Annotated in this window: 28 protein-coding genes; 11 read left to right on the top strand and 17 right to left on the bottom strand. The window is 70.6% G+C overall.

Going from position 1 to position 25,284, the window contains the following annotated elements; genetic code table 11:
* Positions 1-22 precede the first annotated feature (22 nt).
* The 3 genes from AMIS_RS34865 to rsmD all read right to left on the bottom strand — a co-directional run bounded on the left by AMIS_RS34865 (position 23) and on the right by rsmD (position 1,642).
* Positions 23-520 carry an SPFH domain-containing protein gene (locus AMIS_RS34865; protein WP_014447175.1) on the bottom strand — a complete coding sequence of 166 codons (498 nt, stop codon included), beginning with the start codon at positions 518-520 and terminating at the stop codon, positions 23-25.
* Positions 521-602: 82 nt separating this feature from the next.
* Complete coding sequence (coaD, locus tag AMIS_RS34870; RefSeq protein ID WP_014447176.1) at positions 603-1,082, bottom strand: pantetheine-phosphate adenylyltransferase; 480 nt, start codon at positions 1,080-1,082, stop codon at positions 603-605.
* Entirely contained in the window at positions 1,079-1,642 is a 564-nt protein-coding gene (gene rsmD, locus AMIS_RS34875) for a 16S rRNA (guanine(966)-N(2))-methyltransferase RsmD (RefSeq protein ID WP_014447177.1), read from the bottom strand. Before rsmD ends, coaD begins: the two co-directional genes overlap by 4 nt.
* A gap of 312 nt (positions 1,643-1,954) precedes the next feature.
* Between rsmD and AMIS_RS43790 the strand changes: the two genes are divergently transcribed.
* Together AMIS_RS43790 and AMIS_RS41060 are read left to right on the top strand one after the other, a co-directional pair.
* Positions 1,955-2,968 carry a hypothetical protein gene (locus tag AMIS_RS43790; protein ID WP_014447178.1) on the top strand — a complete coding sequence of 338 codons (1,014 nt, stop codon included), beginning with the start codon at positions 1,955-1,957 and terminating at the stop codon, positions 2,966-2,968.
* A 111-nt stretch (positions 2,969-3,079) separates the two neighbouring features.
* The gene (locus tag AMIS_RS41060; RefSeq protein ID WP_014447179.1) at positions 3,080-4,390 is read left to right on the top strand and encodes a hypothetical protein; all 1,311 of its coding nucleotides are present in this window, start codon (positions 3,080-3,082) and stop codon (positions 4,388-4,390) included.
* A gap of 54 nt (positions 4,391-4,444) precedes the next feature.
* Here the strand turns inward: AMIS_RS41060 and AMIS_RS34890 are convergent, their stop codons facing one another.
* Genes AMIS_RS34890 through AMIS_RS34900 form a run of 3 tightly spaced genes read right to left on the bottom strand, consistent with a single transcriptional unit; the run spans position 4,445 to position 8,684 of the window.
* Entirely contained in the window at positions 4,445-4,777 is a 333-nt protein-coding gene (locus AMIS_RS34890; RefSeq protein ID WP_014447180.1) for a DUF952 domain-containing protein, read from the bottom strand.
* Positions 4,774-6,951 (bottom strand): ATP-dependent DNA helicase RecG, encoded by a 2,178-nt coding sequence (recG, locus tag AMIS_RS34895; protein ID WP_014447181.1) that lies wholly within the window; start codon positions 6,949-6,951, stop codon positions 4,774-4,776. The genes AMIS_RS34890 and recG overlap by 4 nt, the downstream gene beginning before the upstream one ends.
* Positions 6,948-8,684: a DAK2 domain-containing protein gene (locus AMIS_RS34900; protein WP_014447182.1), complete on the bottom strand. Its 1,737-nt coding sequence runs from the start codon at positions 8,682-8,684 to the stop codon at positions 6,948-6,950. The genes recG and AMIS_RS34900 overlap by 4 nt, the downstream gene beginning before the upstream one ends.
* Before the next feature lie 159 nt (positions 8,685-8,843).
* Here AMIS_RS34900 and rpmB point away from each other — a divergent pair, with 159 nt between their 5' ends.
* A complete protein-coding gene (rpmB, locus tag AMIS_RS34905; protein WP_014447183.1) occupies positions 8,844-9,035 on the top strand; it encodes a 50S ribosomal protein L28 in 192 nt (63 codons plus the stop codon).
* Positions 9,036-9,326: 291 nt separating this feature from the next.
* On the opposite strand, the gene AMIS_RS34910 is transcribed toward rpmB, so the two are convergent.
* Together AMIS_RS34910 and AMIS_RS34915 are read right to left on the bottom strand one after the other, a co-directional pair.
* Positions 9,327-9,788: a GNAT family N-acetyltransferase gene (locus tag AMIS_RS34910; RefSeq protein WP_014447184.1), complete on the bottom strand. Its 462-nt coding sequence runs from the start codon at positions 9,786-9,788 to the stop codon at positions 9,327-9,329.
* A 20-nt stretch (positions 9,789-9,808) separates the two neighbouring features.
* Positions 9,809-10,747 carry a thiamine-phosphate kinase gene (locus AMIS_RS34915; RefSeq protein ID WP_014447185.1) on the bottom strand — a complete coding sequence of 313 codons (939 nt, stop codon included), beginning with the start codon at positions 10,745-10,747 and terminating at the stop codon, positions 9,809-9,811.
* Positions 10,748-10,843: 96 nt separating this feature from the next.
* Here AMIS_RS34915 and AMIS_RS34920 point away from each other — a divergent pair, with 96 nt between their 5' ends.
* Complete coding sequence (locus tag AMIS_RS34920; RefSeq protein ID WP_014447186.1) at positions 10,844-11,077, top strand: Lrp/AsnC ligand binding domain-containing protein; 234 nt, start codon at positions 10,844-10,846, stop codon at positions 11,075-11,077.
* A 2-nt stretch (positions 11,078-11,079) separates the two neighbouring features.
* The gene (locus AMIS_RS34925; RefSeq protein ID WP_014447187.1) at positions 11,080-11,685 is read left to right on the top strand and encodes a DUF3515 domain-containing protein; all 606 of its coding nucleotides are present in this window, start codon (positions 11,080-11,082) and stop codon (positions 11,683-11,685) included.
* 19 nt (positions 11,686-11,704) lie between these two features.
* Here the strand turns inward: AMIS_RS34925 and AMIS_RS34930 are convergent, their stop codons facing one another.
* Entirely contained in the window at positions 11,705-12,790 is a 1,086-nt protein-coding gene (locus tag AMIS_RS34930) for a D-alanine--D-alanine ligase family protein (RefSeq protein WP_014447188.1), read from the bottom strand.
* Between the two features lie 97 nt (positions 12,791-12,887).
* Between AMIS_RS34930 and AMIS_RS34935 the strand changes: the two genes are divergently transcribed.
* Positions 12,888-13,328, top strand: a complete 441-nt coding sequence (locus AMIS_RS34935; RefSeq protein ID WP_157435179.1) for a hypothetical protein — start codon at positions 12,888-12,890, stop codon at positions 13,326-13,328.
* Positions 13,329-13,474: 146 nt separating this feature from the next.
* On the opposite strand, the gene AMIS_RS34940 is transcribed toward AMIS_RS34935, so the two are convergent.
* From AMIS_RS34940 to AMIS_RS34955, 4 genes are read right to left on the bottom strand one after another with little or no spacing between them, the layout of a single operon-like run.
* On the bottom strand, positions 13,475-13,831 hold the full coding sequence (locus AMIS_RS34940; protein WP_014447190.1) for a hypothetical protein: 357 nt from the start codon (positions 13,829-13,831) through the stop codon (positions 13,475-13,477).
* Complete coding sequence (locus tag AMIS_RS34945) at positions 13,828-14,937, bottom strand: cystathionine gamma-lyase (protein WP_014447191.1); 1,110 nt, start codon at positions 14,935-14,937, stop codon at positions 13,828-13,830. The genes AMIS_RS34940 and AMIS_RS34945 overlap by 4 nt, the downstream gene beginning before the upstream one ends.
* Positions 14,934-15,926 (bottom strand): NAD(P)H-dependent glycerol-3-phosphate dehydrogenase, encoded by a 993-nt coding sequence (locus AMIS_RS34950; protein ID WP_014447192.1) that lies wholly within the window; start codon positions 15,924-15,926, stop codon positions 14,934-14,936. Before AMIS_RS34950 ends, AMIS_RS34945 begins: the two co-directional genes overlap by 4 nt.
* Entirely contained in the window at positions 15,923-16,648 is a 726-nt protein-coding gene (locus AMIS_RS34955) for a lysophospholipid acyltransferase family protein (protein ID WP_014447193.1), read from the bottom strand. Before AMIS_RS34955 ends, AMIS_RS34950 begins: the two co-directional genes overlap by 4 nt.
* Positions 16,649-16,917: 269 nt before the next feature.
* Between AMIS_RS34955 and cofC the strand changes: the two genes are divergently transcribed.
* Genes cofC through AMIS_RS34975 form a run of 4 tightly spaced genes read left to right on the top strand, consistent with a single transcriptional unit; the run spans position 16,918 to position 21,063 of the window.
* Positions 16,918-17,574, top strand: a complete 657-nt coding sequence (cofC, locus tag AMIS_RS34960) for a 2-phospho-L-lactate guanylyltransferase (protein WP_014447194.1) — start codon at positions 16,918-16,920, stop codon at positions 17,572-17,574.
* Between the two features lie 20 nt (positions 17,575-17,594).
* Positions 17,595-17,792, top strand: coding sequence for a cold-shock protein (locus AMIS_RS34965; protein ID WP_014447195.1), 198 nt, complete (start codon positions 17,595-17,597; stop codon positions 17,790-17,792).
* 56 nt (positions 17,793-17,848) lie between these two features.
* Positions 17,849-20,185, top strand: a complete 2,337-nt coding sequence (locus tag AMIS_RS34970; RefSeq protein ID WP_014447196.1) for an RNA degradosome polyphosphate kinase — start codon at positions 17,849-17,851, stop codon at positions 20,183-20,185.
* Positions 20,185-21,063 (top strand): NUDIX hydrolase, encoded by an 879-nt coding sequence (locus tag AMIS_RS34975; protein WP_014447197.1) that lies wholly within the window; start codon positions 20,185-20,187, stop codon positions 21,061-21,063. The genes AMIS_RS34970 and AMIS_RS34975 overlap by 1 nt, the downstream gene beginning before the upstream one ends.
* Here the strand turns inward: AMIS_RS34975 and AMIS_RS34980 are convergent.
* The 4 genes from AMIS_RS34980 to leuC all read right to left on the bottom strand — a co-directional run bounded on the left by AMIS_RS34980 (position 21,020) and on the right by leuC (position 24,547).
* Complete coding sequence (locus AMIS_RS34980) at positions 21,020-21,451, bottom strand: hypothetical protein (protein ID WP_014447198.1); 432 nt, start codon at positions 21,449-21,451, stop codon at positions 21,020-21,022. The genes AMIS_RS34975 and AMIS_RS34980 overlap by 44 nt on opposite strands.
* An 89-nt stretch (positions 21,452-21,540) precedes the next feature.
* Positions 21,541-22,320, bottom strand: a complete 780-nt coding sequence (locus AMIS_RS34985) for an HU family DNA-binding protein (protein WP_014447199.1) — start codon at positions 22,318-22,320, stop codon at positions 21,541-21,543.
* A 162-nt stretch (positions 22,321-22,482) separates the two neighbouring features.
* Complete coding sequence (gene leuD, locus AMIS_RS34990) at positions 22,483-23,073, bottom strand: 3-isopropylmalate dehydratase small subunit (protein WP_014447200.1); 591 nt, start codon at positions 23,071-23,073, stop codon at positions 22,483-22,485.
* Between the two features lie 19 nt (positions 23,074-23,092).
* Positions 23,093-24,547, bottom strand: a complete 1,455-nt coding sequence (gene leuC, locus AMIS_RS34995; RefSeq protein ID WP_014447201.1) for a 3-isopropylmalate dehydratase large subunit — start codon at positions 24,545-24,547, stop codon at positions 23,093-23,095.
* 49 nt (positions 24,548-24,596) lie between these two features.
* Here leuC and AMIS_RS35000 point away from each other — a divergent pair, with 49 nt between their 5' ends.
* Complete coding sequence (locus tag AMIS_RS35000; protein ID WP_014447202.1) at positions 24,597-25,283, top strand: IclR family transcriptional regulator; 687 nt, start codon at positions 24,597-24,599, stop codon at positions 25,281-25,283.
* Position 25,284 lies beyond the last annotated feature (1 nt).

Genomic DNA, 25,284 nt, shown 5'->3' on the forward strand with positions numbered 1-25,284 from the left:
ACGTCGTCGAATCGGGCTCCGCTTAGAAGGGGAGAGGCCGCTCACTGTCCTCGCCCTGGAAAGTGCCGATCTCGCGGAGCGCGTGCATCTTGTCACGGCCCCGCTCTATCGAGGCGAGTGCCCTGGTCAGGAACTGTTCGAAGTTGGCGAGGGCGGTGTCGACGTAGTCGTCCACCTCCTCGCGGAGCCGCTGCGCCTCGGTGCGCGCCTCGGCGATGATCCGCGCGCCCTCGTGCTCGGCCGAGACGGTGATCTCGTTGACCGAGACCAGCCGGGCGTGCTCGGCCTCACCCTCGCTGACGATCCGGTCGGCCTCGCGGCGGCCGGCCTCGATGATCCGGTCGCGCTCCTCCAGCACCGCCGCCGCCTTGCGCAGCTCGGAGGGGAGCTCGGACCGGAGGATCTCGAGCCGGTCGATCATTTCGACACGGTCGAACATGAAATTCGTACGAGACATGGGTACGGAGCGCGCGTCCTGCACGAAATCGATGATCTCGTCGATCCGATCGAGTGGATCCACCAGTTCCTCACCTCTCCGTTTGCAGCATCGCCCGAACGTTACTGCGTCTCCGGCGTACCGGAATTCGGCGCGCCGGAGCCGATCAGTTCTGCTTCAGCCGGCTGATCAGACGCTCGAGCACCGGGTCGGGCAGGTACGCCGACGCGTCGCCGCCCCACTTGACCACGTCTTTGACGAGGCTCGACGAGAGGAACGAATAGAGCGGATTGGTCGGCATGAACAGCGTTTCCACACCGGACAACCCGATGTTCATCTGCGCCATCTGCAACTCGTAGTCGAAGTCGCTGACCGCGCGCAGTCCCTTGACCACCACGGCCGCGCCCTGGTCCCGGCAGAAGTCCACCAGCAGTCCGTGGAACGCGGCGACGCGGACGTTGCCGTACTGGGCGGTGGACTCGCCCAGCATCTCGAGCCGTTCCTCGATGGTGAAGAGTCCCACCTTCGACTGATTGATAAGCACGCCGATGATGACCTCGTCGAAGAGCCTGCTGGCCCTTCCGATGATGTCGAGATGTCCGTTGGTGACAGGATCGAAGGAGCCTGGACACACCGCTCGTCTCATGATCGGCGACCGTACCAAAGAGTGGTCTCGCCGTAACGCCGGGTGCGCTCTCCGACAAGACCGTCCACCCAGCTCAACGGGCCACTGCGACGGGATCTTTCGAAAACCACGACGGCGTCCGGCGCGAGCCAGTCCTGGGACACCAGAAGCTCCTGCACAGTGTCCACCTCGTCGGCGTCCAACGCGTACGGCGGATCGGCGAAGATCACGTCGTAGGGGCCGCCGTCCGGGGGTCCGGCGAGGACCTGCAGCACCTTTCCGGTCACCACGCGCGCGGCCGGTCCGACACGGAGAGCCACCACGTTGTCACGGATCACCCGTGCGGCTTTGGCATCCGATTCCACCATCAGGGAGTGTGCGGCACCCCGGGAGAGCGCCTCGAGGGCGACCGCGCCGGACCCGGCATAGAGGTCGGCGAACCGCGCATCGGAAATGTCCGTCATGGTGTCGAGTGAGCTGAACAGCGCCTCTCGCACACGGTCCGAAGTGGGCCTCGTGTTCGCGCCGGCGGGGGCGGAGAGCCGGCGACCGCCGTGCAGGCCCGCGATAATCCTGGTCATCACCGCTGACGCTACTTCACCAGCAAAGTCAAGCCACCAGCCAGTGAAGATTTCCCTCGTCACGGGCACTACGCGCGACGGCACCGTTCCGTTCGGTGCATGGAAGATCTCGGATTGATATCAAGAGGCTTGGAGGCCCCTGCGCGGTTTCTTTGATCTCGTGAAGTGACTATGGTCGGGCGACGTTGCGGGTCCGTTCTATCGTTCCCGCCGATGACGCGGGGAGGCGTTGTCGCAGGTGTCGCTACGTCCACAAGCGACAGATGCGGGCCCCTCGTGCGCACCTTCCTGACCCCTTACACAGGAGATGGCGTGAACCTGCCCCAGTCCCCGCTCCGCCGCTTCGGCTCGCTGGCCGCCGGCACCGTCCTCGGCCTCGCCGGCGTCGCGGTCGTCGCATCGCCCGCTTTCGCCCACCACAGCGAGGTCACGGGCGAGTACTGCAAGACCGCCAGCGGTGACCTGAACGTCACCTGGAACCTCGACGCCGTCGGCCAGCACGTGGGCGAGCCCCGCCCGTACCGGCTGGTCACGTGGAAGCCGAGCCCGGCCGGCACGGTCACGAACATCGCCGCCACCGAGGACGAGAACAAGTTCCCGTACACGGCGGGCACGGTCGTCACCGGCAAGCAGACGATCACCGGCGCCGAGCCGGGAACCGTCCCCACGGTCGAGTACAAGGCCAAGTTCGACAACGGTCACGGCGACATCGACGTGCGGACCGCCAAGGCCGTGGACAAGGGCGCCTGTGCCCCCACCGAGCAGCCGCCCGCCGAGGAGGAGCCGCCGCCCGCCGAAGGGGAGCAGCCGCCCGCCTCACAGTCGCCGTCGGCCTCGCCGAGCGCCTCCCAGTCGCCGTCGGCCTCGCCGAGCGCCTCCGAGGAGCCGGAGATCCCCACTGAGGACATCCCGGTCGACGCGGACATCAAGGAGATCTTCGAGGTCACCTGCGACACCATGACGATCGGCCTCGACAACCCGGCCGACAGCCTGCCGATCAACCTGCACTACAAGACGAGCAAGGGCGAGGAGCGCGACCTCACCATCAACCCGGGTGAGGCCAAGAGCGAGAAGTTCAGCGCCTCCGAGGGCTTCACGGTCGACCTGACCATCTCGATCAGCGCCGAGGGCGAGACCTTCAGCGAGACCGTCACCGTCCCGTGGGAGAAGCCGGCCGGCGAGGACTGCGACGGCGGCACCGGCGGCGGCCTGCCCGTCACCGGTGCGGCTGCCGGCGGCATCGCCGGTGGCGCCGCGGCCCTGCTGGCCGTGGGTGCGGTCCTCTTCATGCTGGCCCGTCGCCGCAAGGTGAAGTTCACCGCCTGATTTGAGCAGTAAGTACCACCGCACACTTGCGCGGCATCAACCGGGGGGCGCGTCGACATCACTTCGTCGGCGCGCCCTTCGTCACTCCTCTCGTTCCCCCTGGAGAACAACTTGCGAACCACCCCCCTCCGCCGTGCCGCGCTCGTCGCGGCCGGCGCGCTGCTGGGCCTGACCGGCCTGATCGGCGTCGCCTCCCCCGCCAGCGCCACGAACCACGGCTCCGAGCCGCTGCCCGGCTGCGTCTCGGCCGACAAGGCACCGCTCAGCGTCTCGGGATGGCAGAAGGGCAAGACGGACGCCGTCGTCAAGTACGACGGTCCCGCTCCCCTGTGTCAGGACCTCGTCGTCAACATGCTGACCTACACGGCGACGTCCTCCAGCTTCAAGCTGCCGCAGTACCTCTTCGACAGCCAGACGCTGCAGATCAAGAAGGACGCCACCTCCGGCACGCTGGAGTTCTCCGGCGCCGAGGTCCCGGGCTGCTTCGCGCAGATCGACCTGGTCCGTGGCGAGCGCATCATCAACCCGCTGAAGAGCGACAACGACCTGTACGGCGACCGCAAGCTCAAGTGGTGGAACGGTGGCGAGGGCGAATGCTCCGCCAAGCCCGTCGCCGAGCCGATCGCGGACTGCACAGGCGCCGCCTCGGTCAAGCTGATCAACCCGCAGACCACGAAGGAGACCACCTTCGACGTCACCGCGGAGGGCGGCTTCACCAAGACTGTCGTCATCGAGCCGAACGACTTCGGCACCGTCGAGATCCCGGCCGACAACGCCAAGAACATCGTGGTGAAGGCGAACGGCAAGGAGCTCTACAACGGCACCCCGAGCAAGCCCGAGGACTGCCCGAAGCCGCAGCCGACCCCGGCCGTGCTCACCCCGTCCAGCACCTGTGACGGCCTGACCTTCACGGTCAAGAACCCGGGCGACGGCAAGGACGTGACCGTCACCTTCACACCGAGCCAGGGCAACGGCGACGCCAAGGTCGTCACCCTGAAGCCGGGCCAGGACACCGAGGTCACCTTCCCCGCCAAGGAGAACCTGGCCGTCACCGTCTCCGGTGACATCACCGCCTCCAACGGCGTCGTGACCTGGACCAAGCCGGAAGAGTGCGAGACCCCCGTCAAGCCGAGCACCCCGGCTTCCGAGGGCCCGTCCGAGCAGCCTTCCGAGGGCCCGTCCGAGGAGCCGTCGGCGACCCCGTCCGAGTCGGTCAGCGAGTCCGCCTCGCCGTCCGTGTCGGCCACCACCAGCACCACGCCGGTCGCCACCACCCCGGTGAGCGACAACGAGGACGGCGGCTCGCTGCCGGTCACCGGTGCCGCTGCCGGTGGCATCGCGGGCGGTGCGGCTCTGCTGCTCGTCGTGGGCGCCGGCCTGTTCTTCATGGCCCGTCGCCGCAAGCTGAACTTCAAGGCCTGACGTAACAAACCGTAAGAACGAGAAGGGCGCGCCGATCACGGCGCGCCCTTTTCGCTATCCCAGGGGCGGGAACGATCCGTCCTCGCGAGGCGGGTACGGACTGACGGTCATCACCGCCGAGACCGGCAGCGGACCGTAGATGTGCGGGAACTGCCGCCCGTCCGGTGACGGCGGGACACCGTCCTCCCAGACCACCGGCACGTCCACCAGAGCGGGGTCGATCTCCAGCACCAGGAGATCGGTACGGCCCCGGAACCTCGCCGTCGCCGGGACGTGCACCCAGTCGGGCGGTGAGCAGTGGATGAAACCCTCGGTGGCGAGCGTGTCGCCCTCGTAGGAAGCGGCTGACGGATCCCACGCGTCACGCGGGCAGATGTGCAGGATCATCCCTTCTCCAAGTACTCGGCGCGTTCTTCGTCGACCAGCGCGGCCACCGAGGCGGCCAGCGCCGGATAGCGGGAGAGGTCGGGATCGTCGCCGATCAGCTCCGACGCCTCCGCCCGGGCCTCCTTGATCAGTTTCTCGTCGCGCAGCAGCGAGAGCAGCCGCAGGTGCGAGTGCTTGCCGGACTGGGACGCGCCCAGCACGTCACCCTCTCGGCGCTGCTCCAGGTCGATCTCGGAGAGTTTGAAGCCGTCCGTCGTGGAGGCCACCGCGTCCAGCCGCTCCCGGGCCGCCGATCCCTCGGCTGCCTCGGTGTGCAGCAGGCAGATGCCGGGCGCCGAGCCACGGCCGACCCGGCCGCGCAGCTGGTGCAGCTGGGACACCCCGAACCGGTCGGCGTCCAGGATCAGCATGACCGTCGAGTTCGGCACGTCCACCCCCACCTCGATCACCGTGGTCGCCACCAGCACGTCCAGGTCACCGGCGGCGAACGTACGCATGACCCTGTCCTTGTCCTCGGCCGGCATCTTGCCGTGCAGCATGCCGATCCGCAGGCCCTTCAGGTACTCGTGCTCGAGCAGCGGCAGCACCTCGGTGACCGCCAGCGGGGGCCGGCGGGCACCCTCGTCACCCTCTTTCGGAGGCGACTCGTCGTCCTCCCCGATCCGCGGGCACACCACGTAGGCCTGATGCCCGGCCCGTACCTCCTCCTTGATCCGCACCCAGGCACGGTCCAGATAGGCCGGTTTGTCCAGGGCGGGAACCACGTGCGACGCGATCGGCGACCGGCCCCGCGGCAGCTGCGACAGCACCGACGTCTCCAGGTCGCCGTAGACGGTCATCGCCACCGTGCGCGGAATCGGCGTGGCGGTCATCACCAGCACGTGCGGGGGCCGGGCCGCCTTGGCGCGCAACGCGTCCCGCTGCTCCACACCGAACCGGTGCTGCTCGTCGACGACCACCAGCCCGAGATCCTTGAAGTCGACCCCCTCGTACAGAAGGGCGTGTGTGCCGACCACGATGCCGGCGGTCCCGTCCGCGACCTTGGCCAGCGCCGCACGCCGGGCCGCCGCGCCCAGCGAGCCGGTCACCAGGGTCAGCTGGGTTCCCTCCGGGTCGCCGTCCAGCTCACCGGCTCGGCCGAGCGCGCCGAGCTGCGCGCTGATCCCGCGGAAGTGCTGCGTCGCGAGCACCTCCGTCGGCGCCAGCAGAGCCGCCTGCCCACCGGCGTCCACGACCTGCAGCATCGCCCGTACCGAAACGAGGGTTTTGCCGGAACCGACCTCGCCCTGCAGCAGCCGGTGCATCGGATGCGGCCGGGCCAGGTCCGCGGCGATCTCCTCACCGACCTGACGCTGCCCCTCGGTCAGCTCGTAGGGCAGCGCGGCGTCGAACTTCGCGAGCAACCCGGCCTCCGCGCGGGGCCGGGCGGTGCCGGGCGCCAGGGCCGCACGCGCCCGGCGTTGCACGAGCGTCAGCTGTACGGCCAGCGCCTCGTCCCACTTCAGCCGGTGTTTCGCCCGGTACAGCGCCTCCTCCGAGCTCGGCCGGTGAATCTCGCGCAGCGCCGTCCCGATGCCGACCAGGCCGCGCTTGCCCCGCACGTCGCCGGGCAGCGGATCGGTCGGCGGCGCAAACGTGTCCAGCAGCGTCCGCACACACTTCGCGATCGTCCACGTCGGCACCGCCTGCGCCGCCGGATAGACCGGGATCAGCGCGCCGGCGAACTCCTCGATCTCGGCCGCCGCGTCGTCCTGCGTGGCGTCGGCCTTGAGCAGCTGATAGGCGGGCCCGTTCAGCTGACGCTTGCCGCGGAAGTCGGTGACCTTGCCGGCGAACAGGCCCCAGACACCCTTGCGCAGCTCCCGCTCACGCCACGCCTGGTTGAAGAAGGTGCAGGTCAGCGTCGCGCCCGAGCCGTCGCCGATGGTCACCTCGAGCATGTTGCCCTTGCGCGCCCGGAACGGTTTCAGACTGATCCCCTGCACCTGGGCCAGCACCGTGACCTGCTCGTCCACCTCCAGCCGGCGCAGGTCGGTGTGCTCGCCGCGCTCGTCGTAACGCCGCGGGAAGTGGTAGATCAGGTCCCCCGCGGTGTGCAGGTCCAGGTGGTCGGCGAGAGCCTTCGCGGTCTTCGCGCCGAGCACCTTGGTGAGCGGGGTGTCGGTCGTGGTCATTCGACTCCTGCCAGAAGGTGGTACCGCGGTTGTCCGCCCGCGTAGCACTGCAACTCGATGAAGGGCCAGGTCCGGTGGGTGTGCTCGCGTATCCGGTCCTCGAGGTCCGGCGGGGCGTCCGCGCCGAGCACGCAGGTGACCAGCTCGCCACCGCCGCCGAGCATCCGGTCCAGCAGCAGGCGGCTGACCTCGGTCAGATCGTTGCCGATCACGTGCACCTCGCCGTCGACCAGGCCGAGCAGGTCACCCGCACGGCACGGGCCGGCCACCGTGAGGGCGTCCCGCTGGGCGGTGCAGACCTCGCCGTACCGGCACGCGCCGGCCGCCTCGGCCATCGCGATCACGTCGTCGGGGAACGGCCGCTGCGGGTCACGCACCGCCAGAGCCGCGAGCGCCTGCACCGGCGACCGGGTCGGCACCACGCTGACCTGCACTCCCCCGGCCGCCGCCTCCCGCGCCGCCGACGTGGCGACGGCATGCGTGTTCGCGTCGTTCGGCAGCACCACCACCGAGCCGGCCCCGGTCGCGGCGATCGCGGCGAGCAGCTCGGCGGTCGACGGGTTCCGGTCCACGACCATGGCGCCCTCACCCTCGAAGAGCGCGGTCAGCCCGTCACCCGCGGCGACGACCACCGCGGCCCGGAGATCATGTCCAGGCCGTCGTTCCTCCAGCCTGGTCACACTGATCTTGTACGGCCGGCCCGCCTCGATCCCTGCCTCGATGGCCGGCCCGACGTCGGCCACGTGGACATGAACGTTCCACGTGCCGTCCCCGGTGCCGACGACGACGAGCGAGTCACCGAGGGCGTCGAGGGTCTCGCGGAGCTTGGTGACGGCTTCGGGCGGGGCGTCCAGAAGGTACTGAACCTCGTAGCCGTAACCGCTGCAGTCGTCGCGATCAGCACCGGGCCCGCCGGCGCGGTCGGCGTGCTCGCCACCGGCCTCGGATGTCCGGGTGCCTGTCCAAGACTTGCGTGATTCGACTTGCGGGGCACTTCCGGAATTTCGGTCATGCTCGTTGGGAGTCCGCTCCGCTGTGATCCGCACGCCGTTGCCGCCGGCCTCTTCCGCGGCCGCCCCGGCCCTGCCACCGTGGTTGCCGCCGTCTTCCGCGGTCTCGCCGGCCACGGCATCGACCAGCGCGTCCAGCAGCAGGCACAGTCCGCGCCCACCGGCGTCCACCACGCCCGCCCGGGCCAGCACCGGCAGCTGCTGCGGCGTGCGGTCCAGCGCCTCCGCGGCCGCCCGGGCCGCCGCGCGCGCCACCGCCAGCAGGTTGTCCGACTTGATCCGGCCGGCGCCCTCGGCTGCCGCGGCCACGACCGAGAGCACCGTGCCCTCCACCGGGCGGGCCACCGCCGCATATGCCGCGTCGGTCGCCATCCGCAGCGCCCGCGCCAGCTCCGGCCCCCGGACCGTCACCACCGTCGCGAACGTGTCCGCCATCCCCCGCAGGATCTGCGAGACGATCACGCCGGAGTTGCCCCTGGCCCCGAGCAGGGCGCCGCGTGCCATCCGGCGCATCAGGCGGTCGACCGGGCGGCCCGGCTCCGGGGTCTCCTCGTCGAGCGCCTCGTAGGCCGCGGTCAGCGTCAGGACGAGGTTGGTGCCGGTGTCACCGTCGGGCACCGGGTAGACGTTCAAGTCGTCGATCTCACGCTGGTGTGCCCGGAGTGCCTCCAGCCCACCACCGCACCAGCGACGGACCGTGGCGGCATCGAGGGTCTCCAGCACGCGAAAATCGTACTAACCACCCCCGACAATCGCCCGGGCACGCACCCTGAGCGGGGGCGATTGGTTCTTACCCCGGTGAGTCGGGTAAGCTCGCCGGGTTGCCTGGCTGAGGTTGTTCGTCAGGTGCCTTCAGTTTCGTTTCAAACCCAGGAGTATCCCGTGGCTAGCGTGTGCGACGTCTGTGGCAAGGGACCGGGCTTCGGCCACAACGTGTCCCACTCGCACCGGCGGACCAACCGCCGCTGGAACCCGAACATCCAGTCGGTGCGCACCCCGGCCGGTGGCGGGACGACCAAGAAGGTCAAGGCCTGCACCTCGTGCATCAAGGCCGGCAAGGTCACGCGCGCCTGACCCTCTGAGTCTTACATCGTTGTAGCCGCCGAGCCCTCAAGCTCGGCGGCTACAACGCGTTTACCACGGGAAGCGCGAGCCGCCCACCCGCGCCCCACGGTCGCAGCTGGCACCGCCGACGCCCACCGCGCCGTGACGAGCACGAGCAGCGCGCGGCGGCAGCTGCGGAACGACGCGCGGCGGCCGCGGAACGGCACGCGGCGCGGTCGTGGAACGGCGCGCGGCGGCGGCTGCGGCGGAACGACGCGCGGCGGCGGCCGCGGAACGGCGCGACCGCGACCGCCGTCCGCGCTACAGGGGCTTCGCGTAGGACAGAACTCCCTCGTGCCCCGCGTAGAACCCGAAGTCCTCGATCCGCACGTATCCCGCCGATTCGTACAGCGCGATCGCCTCCGGCTGCTTGTCGCCCGTCTCCAGGATCACCCGGGAGCACCCCGCCTCCCGCGCTGACTCCTCGATCGCGGCCAGCATGCGGCGGGCCACCCCGCGACCACGGGCCTCCGCCAGCGTGAACATCCGCTTCAGTTCAGCGTCGGAGGCCCCGTGCCGGCGCCAGCCCGCGCTCCCGATCAGCTTCCCGTCCAGCGAAGCCACGAGGAAAGCCCCGTTCGGCGGCGTGAAGTCAGCGCCGCTGATCGGGGTGTCGTCGCCGGTGCCGCCGTAGCGTTCGGACAGGTCCCGCAGGTTCGCCGTCACCAGCCGCTGGACGTCCGGGTCGTCGAAGTCCGCCAACTTGATCTTGATCTCTGACACGTGGGACAGGCTAACCAACGTCAGCGGAAGTGGTCCCAGCCCAGGCCCCCGGTCCACGGCTTGCGGTCGACCGTCACGCCCTCGCCGTCGTGCACCGCGCCGATCACCTGCCAGCCGGCCGGCAGCGCCACGCCGGGCGGGAACGTCGCGGCCAGCGGGTGGTCGTCCCCACCGGCGAGGACCCACTGGTACGGGTCCACCCCGAGCGCCTTGGCCGCGTCCCGCATCTGGTCGGGTACGTCGAACGCGTCCCGGTGCACGTCGATAGCGACGAGACTGGCAGTCGCGATGTGTCCCAGATCCTGCAGCAGCCCGTCCGAGACGTCGATCATCGAGGTCGCGCCCAGCCGTGCCGCGAGCGGGCCGGACGCGTACGGGACGGCCGGCCGCCGGTACGCCTCGACGAGCTTCTTGGGGGTCCGGAACCCCCGGGAGAGGACGGTGAGTCCCGCGGCCGCGTACCCGATCCGGCCGGAAAGGGCGAGAACGTCGCCCGGCTGCGCCCCGTCGCGCCGGACCGGTTCCGCCCCGCCCAGGTCTCCCAGCGCGGTGACCGCGATCGTGAGCGTCGGGCTGGCGGTGGTGTCGCCGCCGACGACGCTCGCGCCGACCAGCGCGGCCTCGGCGGTCAGGCCGTCGGCGAGGCTCTCCACCCATTCACTCTCCACGCCGGGCGGCACGCAGAGGGCCACCAGCAGCGCGGTCGGGACGGCGCCCATGGCGGCTATGTCGGCGAGGTTGGCGGCGGCGGCGCGGTGCCCGATGTCGGCGGGGCCGCACCAGTCGCGGCGGAAGTGGCGTCCGTCGACGAGCACGTCGGTGGAGGCCACCACCCGCCCGTCGGCGGCGCGCACGATGGCGGCGTCGTCACCCGGACCGAGCAGGGTGGACGGGCTGGTGCCGAGACGGGAGACGATTCGGCCGATCAGTCCGAATTCGCCGCCTTCGGAGATGCTCACGTCTAAGTCCTTCGATGGTGGCGTCCCGCTCCCGGGTCGCTTCGTACGGTAGTTTCACGACCGGGGATCACCGACAGTGGCGGATAGGAGTCGATCGTGGTCCAGGCATACATCCTCATCCAAACCGAGGTCGGTAAGGCCCGTGACGTGGCCGCCGCGATCGAGAAGATACCGGGGGTCGTCCGGGTGGACGCCGTGACCGGGCCGTACGACGTCGTGGTCCTCACCGAGGCGCACACCGTCGACGAGCTCGGTGGCCTGATTGTGAGCAAGGTCCAGTACGTGCCGGGCATCACGAGGACGCTCACCTGCTCCGTGGTAAACCTCTGAGCATGGTGAACAAGGACCCGGCCACCCGAGCAGCCGCCCTCTGGGCAACCGTGATCGCCGTTCCGGTGGCGCTCCTGGTCGGTGTCCTAGCATTTATCGCAATTCAACCAGATAAATCCGAAAAAGCGGACAACACGCCGGTCGCCATCCCGAGCACGCCCGTCGTCATGGACGCGCCGAAACTCGACGACCGTACCGCCACCGTCTGCCTCGCGGTCACCTCGCAGCTCCCGGCGACGATCCGGGAGCTGCCGGCCCGGGTGGTCTCCGCCGGCCCCGAGCAGAACGCCGCCTACGGCGAGCCGCCGGTCACGGTCTCCTGCGGCGTGCCCGCGCCGGTCATGTGCGAGTCGCTCAAGGACGAGACCCCCGGCTGCGTCCCGATGGACACCGAGCTGCTGATCATGAACCGGGTCTGCTGGTACGCGAAGATCGGCGCCGACGCGGCCACCGTCACCACGATGGACCGTGAGGTCCCGGTGGCGGTGACCGTGCCGAACACCTACGAGAACCCGGCGCAGTGGGCGAACGAGTTCTCCGACACGATCGTGGAGACCGTGAAGTCGAAACCGGTCGCCGAGATGCCCAGCGGGTGCCAGATCAGCTAGGCCCGATCAACCAGATCAGCTAGTGCAGGCCGGTCCCGCGCCGCAGCGCGGTGCGGATCAGCCGGTCGACCACCTTCGGGTACTCCAGGCCGGTCGCCGCCCACATCATCGGGAACATCGACGTCGGCGTCATCCCCGGCATCGTGTTGATCTCGTTGAGAAAGATCTCGCCGGACGGGGTCACGAAGAAGTCGACGCGGGCCAGCCCGGCACAGTCCAGGGCGGTGAACGTCTGCAACGCGAACTCCCGGACCTGACGGGTGATCTCCGGAGAAAGCGCGGCCGGGATCGTGTAGCGGCTGCCGACCAGGTACTTCGTCTCGAAGTCGTACCAGTCCGCGTCGTCCACGTGGATCTCGGCGAGCAGCGAGGCCTCGGGCGCGCCGCCGGCCTCGCCCTCCAGCACGCCGCACTCGATCTCCCGGCCCACGATCGCGGCCTCGACCAGCACCTTCGGGTCGATCTGCCGGGCGGTGGCGACAGCCGCGTCCAGGTCCGCCCAGTCGGTGACCTTGGTGATCCCGGTGGACGAGCCGGCCCGGGACGGCTTCACGAAGACCGGCAGCCCGAGACGCTCCTTGTCCGCTTCCGACAGGGAGACGCCGGCGCGGAGCACCGCGTACGGCCCGACCGGGATGCCCTCGGCGGCCGCGAGCTTCTTGGTGAACTCCTTGTCCATGGCGGCCGCGGAGGCGAAGACGTTCGCCCCGACATACGGAATACCGGCCATCTCCAGCATCCCCTGGATCGTGCCGTCCTCGCCGTAGGCGCCGTGCAGCACCGGGAACACCACGTCCACGCCGTCCAGCGAGGGAAGACCGTCCTGGACGATCAGCTCGGTCACCGTCGGGTCAGCCGCGAGGACCACCGAGCTTCCGGAGGCCTCGGTGATCTCCGGCAGTGTGCGGCCCTGGATCGTCAGCTGCGAGGCCTCGCCCGTGGGGAGAACCCAGCGACCCTCTCGGGTGATTCCGACCGGAACCGCCTCGTACTGATCCGGATCCAGCGCGCCGAGGATGGCGCCCGCGCTCACGCAGGAAATGGCGTGCTCAGTGCTGCGACCGCCGAAAACGATCGCGACGCGGGTCTTCCGGGGGGTCGTCACTCTTCTCTGTGCCTCTCGCTAGCGGTCATGCCGGGGGTGACCCTACTCTGCGTAAGCCGAATATGGGATGTGCCGAGGCGGGGGGAACGAACAGGTCATGGCACCAGCACTCCACGTGATCGCCGGGCCTGGTCCGGGGCAACTGGCGACGATGGCGCACCCGTCCGGTGATCCGTGGTCGGCGACGGAGCTGGGGGCGCTGGCGCGAGCCGGCGTGCAGATCCTGGTCTGCACGAACGCGACAGGCGATACCGCCGGCATCGAGCTGATCCCGTTCCCGGGCACCACCGAGCCGCCGAAGCGGGAGGAGGCCACCGAGATGGTCGCGCTCGCCGCCCGCCTCGCGCAGGACGTCCGCGCCGGCTGCTTCGTGGTCACCGAGTCCTCCTCCGGCACCGGCCGGTCCACCCTGCTCGCGGTGATGACCCTGGTCCTGCTCGGCGTCAGCCCCGGCGAAGCCCTGCGCCGCATCGGCGGCCGCGCCACCGCCGAGGTCCCCCGCAACTGGCTCCACGACTTCGTCTCCACCCACGGCTGACCCCAAAAACGTCAGATTTACGCGCAGACCAGCCCACAACCGCACCGGACCCGTCCCGCAGGCCCCCGCGACTGACGCCCCTTCCGCCGGCGCGACCCGCCGCCGGCCCCGGCGTCCCGGCAGGCTCCAAGCCGGGCCGGCAGCCTCTACGCCGCGGTGAAGGTCTGTGGCAGGACTCCCGTGTTCCAGAGGGAGTCCAGGTGGGCCAGGAAACCCGTCACCGTGCGCTCCAGCTCGCGCCGCTCGTCCGCCGGCAGCAGCGCCAGCGGGTCCGAGAAGATCAGCCCCTCCGGGTGCTTGGCGCGGGTGCCGACGAACTTGCCGCACCCGCTGCACCAGACGTAGCTGACCAGCGTGGGCCGCCGCGCGTTCGCCGGTGCCGTGACATAGGCCCGCAGCCGCCGCTCGCCGCACGACGGGCACTCCCGCTCCCCCGGCGCCAGGAAGAAGCTCTCCCCCAGGGTGAGAGCCGCCACCTCGTCGGCGGAGAACGTGCCGGTCACCGGGACGCGTCCAGGGCCGCCGTCACGTCCGCGATCAGATCCGCGGTGTCCTCGATCCCGCAGGAGAACCTGACGAACCCGGGCGACGTGTCGTCACCCCACTGCGCCCGCCGGTCAGCGGTGGTGTGCACGCCGCCGAACGACGTCGCCGCGAACACCAGGCGTGCCGCGTCCAGGAACCGGGCCACCCGCTCGGCCGTGCCCAGGTCGAACGAGACCACCCCGGGGATCCGCCGCATCTGCGCCGACGCGACCGCGAACGACGGGTCGGCGGGCAGCCCCGGCCATCGCACCCCGGTCACGTCCGTGCGGCTCACCAGCAACGACGCGAGCGCCTCGGCGTTGCGGCTCTGCCGGGCCAGCCGCAGGTCGAGCGTCGCGATCGAGCGGTGCGCCAGCCAGCAGTCGAACGCCCCCGGCACCGCGCCGGTCTGCTTGCGCCACGTCTCCACCCTGCCGAGCAACTCCGGGTCGGTGGCCGCCACGTAGCCGAGCAGCACGTCGGAGTGCCCGGTCAGCGCCTTGGTGCCGGACGCGACCACCAGGTCGGCGCCGAGCGCGAGCGGGTTCTGCCCGAGCGGCGTGGCGGTGGTGTTGTCGACGGCGACGAGCGCCCCCGCCCGGTGTGCCTGCGCGGCGACCGCGCGCACGTCGCAGACGTCGAGGCCGGGGTTGGCCGGGGTCTCCAGCAGCACCAGCCGCACCCCGGTGAGGTCCGGGTACGGGCCGGCGGTCGGCACCAGGACCGTCGTCACCCCGAGGTCCCGCAGGAAGCTCTCGGCGAACGCCCGCACCGTGAAATAGCCGTCCGCCGGAAGCGCGACCGTGTCGCCGGACCGCAGGACCGCGAGCAGCAGCGCGGTGATCGCCGCCTGGCCGCTCGAGAAGGCGAGCGCCGGCCCGCCCTCCAGCTCGCCGATCGCGGCTTCCAGGAGCTCCCGGGTCGGGTGCTCGGTGCGGGCGTACCCGTGCTCGCCGGGCCCGGTCGCCGGGTCCAGGTGGTAGGGCGCCGCGAAGACCGGACCGGGCAGGAACGGCTCACCGACGGCCGGCGCGGGGAGACCGGCGTGCACGGAACGGGTGCCGTCAGAAAAAGGGGTGCTCACTCGGGTTTCATCTCTCGTGTCATCAGTAGTTTCACCGCGACCCGCGGGTCGGCGCCCTCGTGGCAGACCCGTTCCACCTGCTCGACGATCGGCATCTCGACGCCGTTCGCCCGGGCGAGGTCGCGGATGGAGAGGCAGCTCTTGACGCCCTCGGCGGTCTGCCGGGTGGCGACCTGCGCCTGTTCGAGGGTCTCGCCGCGGCCGAGGTGCTCGCCGAAGGTCCGGTTCCGGGCCAGCGGCGAGGAGCAGGAGGCGACCAGGTCGCCGAGGCCGGCCAGTCCGGCGAACGTCAGCGGGTCGGCGCCGAGCGCCACACCGAGCCGGGCCGTCTCGGCCAGGCCGCGGGTGATCAGCGACGCCCGGGTGTTGTCGCCGAGGCCGATCGCGACGGCCATCCCGTAGGCCAGCGCGATCACGTTCTTGGTGGCGCCGCCGAGTTCGCAGCCGATCACGTCGTCGCTGGTGTACGGCCGGAAGTACGGCGTGGCGAGCGCGTGCTGCACCTGCTTGGCACGCCCCTCGTCGGAGCAGGCCACCACCGTGGCGGTGGGCTGCCGCGCGGCGATCTCGGGCGCCAGGTTCGGCCCGGAGACCACCACCACCCGGTCCGCGGCGACACCGGCCGTCTCGACGATGACCTCGCTCATCCGTTTCAGGGTGCCGAGTTCGATGCCCTTCATCAGCGAGACCACCGTGGCGTCGGAGGGGAACGCGCCGGCCCAGTCCGCGAGGTTGCCGCGCAGGGTCTGCGACGGCACGGCGATGGCGATCAGCTCCGCGCCGGCCACGGCTTCGGCCAGATCGGTCGTGCCGGTGACCGACTCGGCGAGGCGTACACCCGGAAGTGATCCCTCGTTGCCGCGCCGCTCCCGGATCTCGGCAGCGACGGCCTCGCGCCGCGCCCACATGGTGACCTGCGATCCGGCGTCGCCGAGCACCTTCGCGAACGCGGTACCCCAGGCTCCGGATCCGATGACGGCGGCCCTCATGAAGCGTCCTCCGAGGTAGAGGCCCGGCGTGCGGGCCGTTCGTAGAGCGCCGGCGGTTCGCCGTCGCGGATCTCAGCGAGCAGGTCCCGGACATCGAGCATGATCGCGTCGGTCATCTCCTGCAGCACCGCGCGGGTCGGCGCGGCGCCGGCCCACCGGCTCAGGTCGATCTGCGGCCCGGCGATGACCGTCACCGGCGTACGCCGCAGACGCAGTTTGTTGGTCCGCGGGTCGAAGATCGTCTGCGGGCCCCAGGTGGCGATCGGCACGACCGGCGCCCCGGTGAGCAGCGCGAGGCGTGCCGCGCCGGTCTTGCCCCGCATCGGCCAGAGGTCCGGGTGCCGGGTGGTCGTGCCCTCCGGGTAGATCACCACGGCGCCGCCCTCGTTCAGCGCCGTGACCAGGGCCTCCACCGACTTGGCCGCCTCGGTGCTGCCGCGCTCGACCGGAATCTGCCGGGTCTTGCGCAGCAGGTACCCGATGACCGGAACCTTCCAGATGCTGGCCTTGCCGAGGAACCGCGGCCACCGCGGAACCCGGTAGATGAAGTGGGCGACCACCAGCGGGTCGAAGTGCGAGACGTGGTTCGGCACCAGGATCACCGGCCCGGTGCGCGGGATGTTCTCCCGGCCGATCCAGGTCTTCCGGGTGAGAGCGGTCATGACGGGAAGGACCAGCATCACCGCGACACGCTGCCAGAATCCGAGCCTGAGCTGCGTCACGGCTTCCCCTGTCCCTCGTTCGGCGACGAATCCGCGCCGCACCCGCTCCACCTGTTCACCTGCGGAGAAATCATGCCCGCTGAGAACCGGCGAGACCAGGCAGGGGTCTCCAGGAGTAAGCAAAAGCGCAGTGCTGACCGGCTTCGCTCCGCTCGCGGCAAGGCGCCTGATACCCGGTGAGATGACACACGGTTTTCCGCCACCGCAAACCCCGCGGCGTCGGAAAACCGCGGGCCATCTCACCGGCGGCGCCTTGCGAGCATCTCGTCGTGCAGACTGGCGGGGTGGTGCGGAAGTGGACTGTGGTGATCCCGGTCAAGCGGCTGAGGGCGGCGAAGACACGGTTGCGAGGCGCCGTGCCCGCCGACCGGCATCCGGATCTGGCGCTCGCCATGGTGCGCGACACCGTGGTCGCGGTCCTGTCCACGCCCGCGGTGACCCGGCTGATCGTGGTGACCGACGACGCCGCCGTCGCGGCGTCGGTGGGCCGGCTCGGCGCCGAGGTCGCCCCGGACCCGGGCGCGGGGCTGAACGCGGCTCTGCGGTTCGGCGCGGACGACGTCGCGGGCCCGGAGGCGTACCGGGCGGTGCTCACCGGCGACCTGCCGGCGCTCACCCCTGAGCAGCTCGACCAGGCACTGGGCGGCGTGAGCGGCCGCAGTTTCGTGCCGGACGCGGCCGGCACCGGCACGGTGCTGCTCGCGGTCCCGCCGGGCGAGTCCCTCCGGCCGCTCTTCGGCCCGCACTCGGCGCAGGCGCACGCCGGCTCCGGCGCCACGCCGCTCACCGGGGACTGGCCGGGCCTGCGGCAGGACGTCGACACCGCCGCCGACCTGGGCACCGTGCTGAGTCTCGGCGCCGGCCGCCGCACCTGCGAGCTCTTACGTGATCTCGGACTCACGGCGGAGTGCGCCCCGGCGGCCTGAGCCGGGTAGCGTGCAGCGTTATGCAGGGCACCGTCGCGACCTTCGACTCCGGCACCCGCAGCGGCACGCTGCTCCTCGACGACGGCTCTGAACTGGGGTTCGGAGCTGAAGCGTTCCAACGGTCCGGTCTGCGGCTGCTGCGCCTCGGGCAGCGGGTCACGGTCGAGGCGGGCGACGACGGTACCGTGCGGCGGGTCTCCATTCCCGGAGTCGACTGAATTGATCACCCAGTAGTTCGTTTCACGTTCCGCCGGAAGCGGCAAGAATAAGCTTCATGCAGACCCCGCCCCGGACCCCCGACCCCCGTAGGCGTGGCCCGAACGGCCGCTTTCTCCGCACCTCGGAACTCGCGGAGTCAGAACCGGCCGCGACCGTCGAGCCCGTCGCCGATCAGCTTCCCGAGCGGGAGACCGGGATGGAGGTCGTGGTGAAACCCGAGGCGGAACCCGTGGGAATCGAGACCGTGGTGACAGACGAGGCAGCCGAGGCTTTCGAGGAAGACGCCGACGACGACGCGGCGGAGGCCGTCCCGGACGAGCGCTACCTGCTCCCCGACGACCGGTTCCTGAACCGGGAGCTCTCCTGGCTGGACTTCAACGCCCGGGTGCTGGCCCTCGCCGAGGACCCCGGCACGCCGCTGCTGGAGCGGGCGAAATTCCTGGCGATCTTCGCGAGCAACCTCGACGAGTTCTTCATGGTCCGGGTCGCCGGCCTGAAGCGGCGGCTCAGCGCGGGTCTGCCGGTCCGCGGCGGCGACCGTTCCCCGCTGCGCCACCAGATCGAGATGATCACTGGGCGGACCGCCGACCTGGTCACCCGGCACGCCGCCTGCTTCGCCGACGAGGTCCGGCCGAAACTCGCCGCCGAGGGCATCGAGGTGGTCAGCTGGAAGGAGCTGGACGCGCCGGAGCAGGGGCGACTGCGGACGTTCTTCCGGGAGCAGGTCTTCCCGGTGCTGACGCCGCTCGCGGTCGACCCGGCGCACCCCTTCCCGTACATCTCGAGCCGTTCGCTGAACCTCGCGGTGGCCCTGCGCTACCCGGGTGAGGACGCCGCGGAGCTGTTCGCCCGGATCAAGGTGCCGAACAACGTGTCCCGTTTCGTGACGGTGCAGAACGACAGCCGCGGCGTGCGGTTCCTGCCCATCGAGGAGCTCATCGCCAACCACCTGGACCAGCTCTTCCCCGGGATGCAGATCCTCGAGACGCACGCGTTCCGGGTGACCCGCAACGCCGAGCTGGAGGTCGACGAGGACCGCGACGAGGACCTGCTGCAGGCCCTGGAGCGGGAGATCGCGCAGCGCCGGTTCGGCCCGCCGGTCCGGCTCGAGGTGGCCGCGTCGATCAGCGACCACGTGCTCGACCTGCTGGTCCGCGAGCTCGACATGGACAGCCACGACGTGCTGCGGGTGCCCGGACTGCTCGACCTGTCGGCGCTCTGGCAGATGTTCGGCGAGGTCGACCGGGACGACCTGAAGGACCGCCCTTTCGTGCCGGCGACCCATCCGCAGCTGGCGGACGGGGAGGTGCCGCGGAGCGTCTTCAACCGGCTCCGTGAGTCGGACATCCTGGTCCACCACCCGTACCACTCGTTCTCGACGAGCGTGCAGCGCTTCATCGAGCAGGCCGCGGCCGACCCGAATGTGCTGGCGATCAAGCAGACGCTGTACCGGACCTCGGGCGACTCCCCGATCGTGGACGCCCTGGTCGACGCGGCGGCGGCCGGCAAGCAGGTGGTGGTGCTGGTCGAGGTGAAGGCCCGGTTCGACGAGGTCGCCAACATCGCCTGGGCGCGCACCCTGGAACGGGCCGGCTGTCACGTGGTCTACGGCCTGGTCGGCCTGAAGACGCACTGCAAGACCGCGCTGGTGGTCCGCCAGGAGGGCAACCAGATCCGGCGGTACTGCCACATCGGCACCGGCAACTACCACCCGAAGACCGCCCGCCTCTACGAGGACTTCGGCATGCTGACCGCCGACCCCGAGGTTGGCGCGGACGTCACCGACCTGTTCAACGTGCTGACCGGGTACAGCCGGCAGACCACGTACCGGCGGCTGCTGGTGGCGCCGCACGGCGTACGCAAGGGTTTGATCGAAAGAATTGAGGAGCAGTCCCGGATCGCCCGGTCCGGCGGCGAGGCGCTCGTCCAGATCAAGGTGAACTCGCTGGTGGACGAGGAGACCATCGACGCCCTCTACCGCGCCTCTCAGGACGGTGTGAAGGTCGACCTGGTGATCCGCGGCATGTGCGCGCTGCGGCCGGGTGTGCCGGGGATGTCGGAGAACATCCGGGTACGCTCGATCGTCGGCCGGTTCCTGGAGCACTCCCGGGTCTTCCGGTTCGGTCCGGGCGCCGACTCGGAGTACTGGATCGGCTCGGCCGACATGATGCACCGCAACCTGGACCGCCGGGTGGAGGCGCTGGTCCGGGTCACCCTCCCGTCGGCCCGTGAGGAGCTGCGCACCGTGCTCGACCTGTCGATGCGAGATCAGTCGGAGGGCTGGGACCTGGACGGCGACGGTGTCTGGCACCGCAACGCCGGCACCCCCGGCCGTCCGCAGGTCCACCTCCAGGAGGCTCTGCTCCGCCGCGTCATCGGCAAGAAGAGCTGATGCCGGAGAAGGAACTCGCCGCGGGCGCGGTGCTGCACCGGCCCGGCGCGGACGGCATCGAGATCTGCGTGGTGCACCGGCCCCGCTACGACGACTGGAGCCTGCCGAAAGGCAAGCTGACGGCCGGCGAACCGGCGCTTCTCGGCGCGCTGCGCGAGGTCGAGGAGGAGACCGGCACGGCCGGGATCCCGCTGCTGCGCCTGCCCGACGTGGACTACGTGCTGCCCGGCGGCCGCCCGAAGAACGTGGCGTACTGGCTGATGCTGGCGTCCTCGGATGGTCCGGTGCAGGACGTCGAGGAGGTCGACGAGCTCGCCTGGCTGCCGCTCGCGGCGGCGCGGGAGAGGCTCACCTACGCCGGCGAGCGGGAGCTGCTGGACCACGTGGCGTCGCTGCCGCCGGTGACCGCGGTGACCGCGCTGGTCCGGCACGCCCACGCGGGCGAGCGGAAGAAGTGGAACGGCCGGGACGAGCTGCGCCCGATCGACCCGGAGGGCACGAAGCAGGCCGACCGGATCGCGGCGACGCTGACCTCGTTCCGTCCGCGCCGGCTGGTGTCCGCGCCGCCGCTGCGCTGCTCGCAGACGCTGGAGCCGCTTGCCGCCGCGCTCGGCGCCCAGCCGGTCATTCTGGACGGCGCGTTCGCCGAGCCGTCCGACGTGGCGGGTCTGCCGGCCCGGCTGGCGGCGGCCCGGTCCCGGATCGCCCAGCTCCGCGCGGACGGCCGGGTGGTGATCTGCAGCCAGGGCAAGGTGATGCCGCCGCTGCTGGCCGCGCTGCACGGCAGCGACGACCCGGAGCCGTTCAAGACCCGCAAGGGCGACGGCTGGCTGCTCACCTGGTCCGGCGAGCGGCTGCTGGGCGCCTCCCGGCTGTGACAGCCCGGCCGGAGGGCAGGTCGGCCCGCCAGTAACCGAGCAGGTCCCCGGTGAGCCAGCGGGCGCGCCAGAGCTCGTCACGCCGGGGATCCCAGTCCCGGTAGGGCAGCAGCGCGAGCCGCCAGCTCAGCACGCCGAGCAGGTACCAGCCGTAGAGCGGGACGGCGCCGAGCCAGCCGTCCCGCCGCCGGTACGAGCACCACGGCGCGTAGACCGTGACGGCCAGCCCGGACCAGCCGCAGGTGATCAGCCAGTCCAGCACCGGCCGGCCGGTCCGCTGCTCGGCCAGGCCACCGAGTGTCCATCCGGGCAGGAGGGCGACCGCGAACAGGGTCGCGGCCAGGGCGGATCGCGCGGTCAGGCCCCGCGGCGTCGAACGGTGTCCCATGTCCGGACGGTAGGACCGGCCCGGTGCCCGCGGGCCCGGAACACGAAAGGCGTCCACCCAGCGGTGGACGCCTTTCGGTGCGGCTGCGGTCAGCGTGCCTTGCGCGACGACGCGGAACGGGCCCGGGCCGGCGCCGGGGCCGGCGTGGTGGACTTGCGTGCCGTCTTCTTGGCAGCGGCGCTCGTCGCCTTCGGAGCCGCCGCCGCCTTGCTCGTGGTCTTCTTCGCCGCGCTCTTCGCCGGCGCGGCCTTGGCGACCGTGGTCTTCTTCGCGGCCGCCGACTTGGCCGTGGTGGCCTTGGCAGCGGTCGCCTTGCTCGCAGTCGCCTTGCTCGCCGTGGCCTTGCTGGCCGTGGCCTTGCTCGCTGTGGCCTTCGCCGCGCCCGACTTCGCCGGGGTCGCCTTGCTGGCCGTCGCCTTACTGGCGGTCGCCTTGGCCGCCGACTTCGCAGCCGTGGCCTTGGTGGCAGTGGCTTTGGTAGCGGTGGCCTTGGTGGCAGTGGCTTTGGTAGCGGTGGCCTTGGTCGCCGTGGCCTTGGCAGCCGTCGTCTTCTTCGCCGCGGTGCTCTTGCCGGCGGCTGCCGCCTTGGCCGGCTTGCCGCTCGCCACCAGCTCCCGGAACGCGCTACCCGGTTTGAAAGCTGCGACCGACGTCTTCTTCACCTTTACCGGCTCACCGGTTCGCGGATTCCGTGCGGTACGCGCATTGCGCACTCGCTTCTCGAAAGAGCCGAAGCCGGTGAGGGCCACCTTGTCGCCCTTGGCGACGGCGTTCTGCACCTCGCTGATGAACGCGTCCAGTGCCTGGGTCGCGACCTTCTTGTCACCCAGTCGGACGGCGAGCGCCTCGATGAGCTCGGCCTTGTTCACGGTTTTCCTCCCGGACGTGAGAACTGGCCCGTCACGGGCCATTCTGCGCGCACGGTATGCCCTGTGACCTGGAGACACAAACATTCGCGGCAAAAAAGCCGTTGTGTCCCAACGAATTCGCCCCGGCCGGGCGACCGGCCGGGGCGAATTGCAACCACAGAGCTAAAGGACGACGACCGGCTTGAAAGCGGGACGGCTCTTCTCGTACGCGGTAATCATCTCTTCGTTGCGAAGCGTGAGTCCGATGTCGTCGAGGCCTTCCATCAGCCGCCAGCGACTGAAATCGTCGATCGGGAAGCCGTAGGCGGCGTCGTCCACGCGAACCACTCGCGCTTCGAGGTCGACCGTGATCTGCTTTTCCGGCTCGCTCTCGGCGAGGTCCCAGAGGCTCTCGATGATCTTCTGGTCGAGCTGGATCGGGAGCAGGCCCTCCTTGAGGGAGTTGCCCCGGAAGATGTCGCCGAACCGGGAGGCGATGACGGCCTTGAAACCCCAGTCGCGCAGCGCCCAGACGGCGTGCTGCCGGGACGAGCCGGTGCCGAAGTTCGGGCCGGCCACCAGGATCGTGGCGCCGGCGTGGGCCGGCCGGTTCAGCACGAAGTCCGGGTCCTCACGCCAGGCGTTGAAGAGGCCGTCCTCGAAGCCGGTCCGGGTGACCCGCTTCAGGTAGACCGCCGGGATGATCTGGTCGGTGTCCACATCGGAGCGGCGCAGCGGCATGACCTTGCCGCTGTGGGTGACGAACTTGTCCATTTTCTGAAAGCTCCCCTGCTCAGAGGTCCGCGGGGGCGGCCAGCCTGCCGACCACGGCGGTGGCGGCGGCGACCTGCGGCGAGACCAGGTGGGTGCGGCCACCCTTGCCCTGCCGGCCCTCGAAGTTGCGGTTGGAGGTCGAGGCGGCACGCTGGCCGGGGCTGAGCGTGTCCGGGTTCATACCGAGACACATCGAGCAGCCGGCGAAGCGCCACTCGGCGCCCGCCTCCTTGAAGATCTGGTCGAGGCCCTCGGCCTCGGCCTGCTCGCGCACCTGGTACGAGCCCGGGACGATCATCATCCGGACGCCCTCGTGCACCTTGTGACCGCGGATCACCTCGGCCGCCGCGCGCAGGTCCTCGAGCCGGCCGTTGGTGCAGGAACCGACGAAGACCACGTCCACCGGGACCTCGCGGAACGGGGTGCCAGGCGTGAGATCCATGTACTCCAGGGCGCGCTCGGCGGCGGACCGCTCGACCTCGTCCAGGAAGTCCCCGGGGCTCGGCACGACGCTGTCCAACGCGGCGCCCTGACCCGGGTTGGTGCCCCAGGTGATGAACGGGCTGATCGTCGAGGCGTCCAGGATGATCTCGGTGTCGTACTCGGCGTCGGCATCGGTGGCGAGGGTCTGCCAGTACGCGACGGCGGCGTCCCAGTCGGCGCCCTTCGGCGCGTGCTCGCGGCCCTTCAGGTACGCGAACGTGGTCTCGTCCGGCGCGATCATGCCGGCCTTGGCGCCCCACTCGATCGACATGTTGCAGATCGTCATCCGGCCCTCCATGGAGAGCTTGCGGATGGCCTCACCGCGGTACTCCACGATGTGGCCGTTGCCGCCGCCGGTGCCGGTCTGCGTGATCAGCGCGAGGATCAGGTCCTTCGCGCTCACGCCGGGGCCGAGCTCTCCGACGACCGTGACGGCCATCGTCTTCGGCTTGGCCTGCGGCAGCGTCTGGGTGGCGAGCACGTGCTCGACCTCGCTGGTGCCGATGCCGAAGGCGAGCGCGCCGAACGCGCCGTGGGTGGCGGTGTGCGAGTCGCCGCAGACGATCGTCATGCCCGGCTGGGTGAGACCGAGCTGCGGGCCGATGACGTGCACGATGCCCTGGTTCACGTCGCCCAGCGGACGGATCTCGACACCGAACTCGGCGCAGTTCTTCCGCAGCGTCTCGATCTGGGTACGCGAGACGGTGTCGGCGATCGTGAGCAGCTCGCCGCGGCGGGTGTTGAAGGCGGGATCCGCGTACCCGGTCGGGGTGTTGTGGTCCTCCGTCGCCAGCGTGAGGTCGGTCCGGCGGACCGGGCGACCGGCCATCCGGAGACCGTCGAACGCCTGCGGGCTGGTGACCTCGTGCAGCAGGTGCAGGTCGATGTAGAGCAGGTCGGGCTCGCCCTCGGCCGTGCGCACCACGTGGTCATCCCAGACCTTCTCGGCCAGGGTCCTGGGTTTCCCGCTCTGGGGAGTGACTCCCACCATCTGGACATCCTAAATTCTGGAATGTATGTTTCGGCTTGTGGGACACAGTATGAGCGGTGTCGGCGTTCTCGACAAGGCGGTCGTCATTCTTGCCGCCTGCGTCGACGGCGCCAGCCTGGCCGAACTAGTCGAGCGCACGAAGCTGCCGCGGGCAACCGCACATCGCCTGGCACAGGCCCTGGAGATTCATCGGATGCTGGTCCGTGACACCCAGGGCAGGTGGCGCCCGGGACCCCGTCTGGGCGAGCTGGCGAACGCCGCGCCGGACGTGTTGCTGACCGCCGCGGAGCCCCTGCTGTCCGCATTGCGGGACGCCACCGGGGAGAGCGCGCAGCTCTACTTGCGCCGCGCCGACGAACGCATCTGCGTGGCCGCCGCGGAGCGTGCGAGTGGTCTTCGCGACACCGTCCCGGTCGGCTCGGTGCTGCCGATGGTGGCCGGTTCCGCCGCGCAGATCCTGCTCGCGTGGGAGCCGCCGGAGGCGGTCATGCCGCTGCTGCCCCGCTGCAAGTTCACCGGCCGCACCCTCGCCGAGGTCCGCCGCCGCGGCTGGGCGCAGAGCGTCGCCGAGCGCGAGCCCGGTGTGGCAAGCGTCTCCGCGCCGATCCGCGACCGGACCGGCCGGGTGATCGCCTCGATCTCGATAAGCGGTCCGATCGAACGGCTCGGCCGCCGTCCCGGCGAGCGTCACGCGATGGCGGTCGTCCGGGCCGGCCAGCGGCTCTCAGGCCTGTAAT

It is taken from the genome of Actinoplanes missouriensis 431 (genome assembly GCF_000284295.1).
Classification (GTDB): Bacteria; Actinomycetota; Actinomycetes; order Mycobacteriales; family Micromonosporaceae; genus Actinoplanes; species Actinoplanes missouriensis.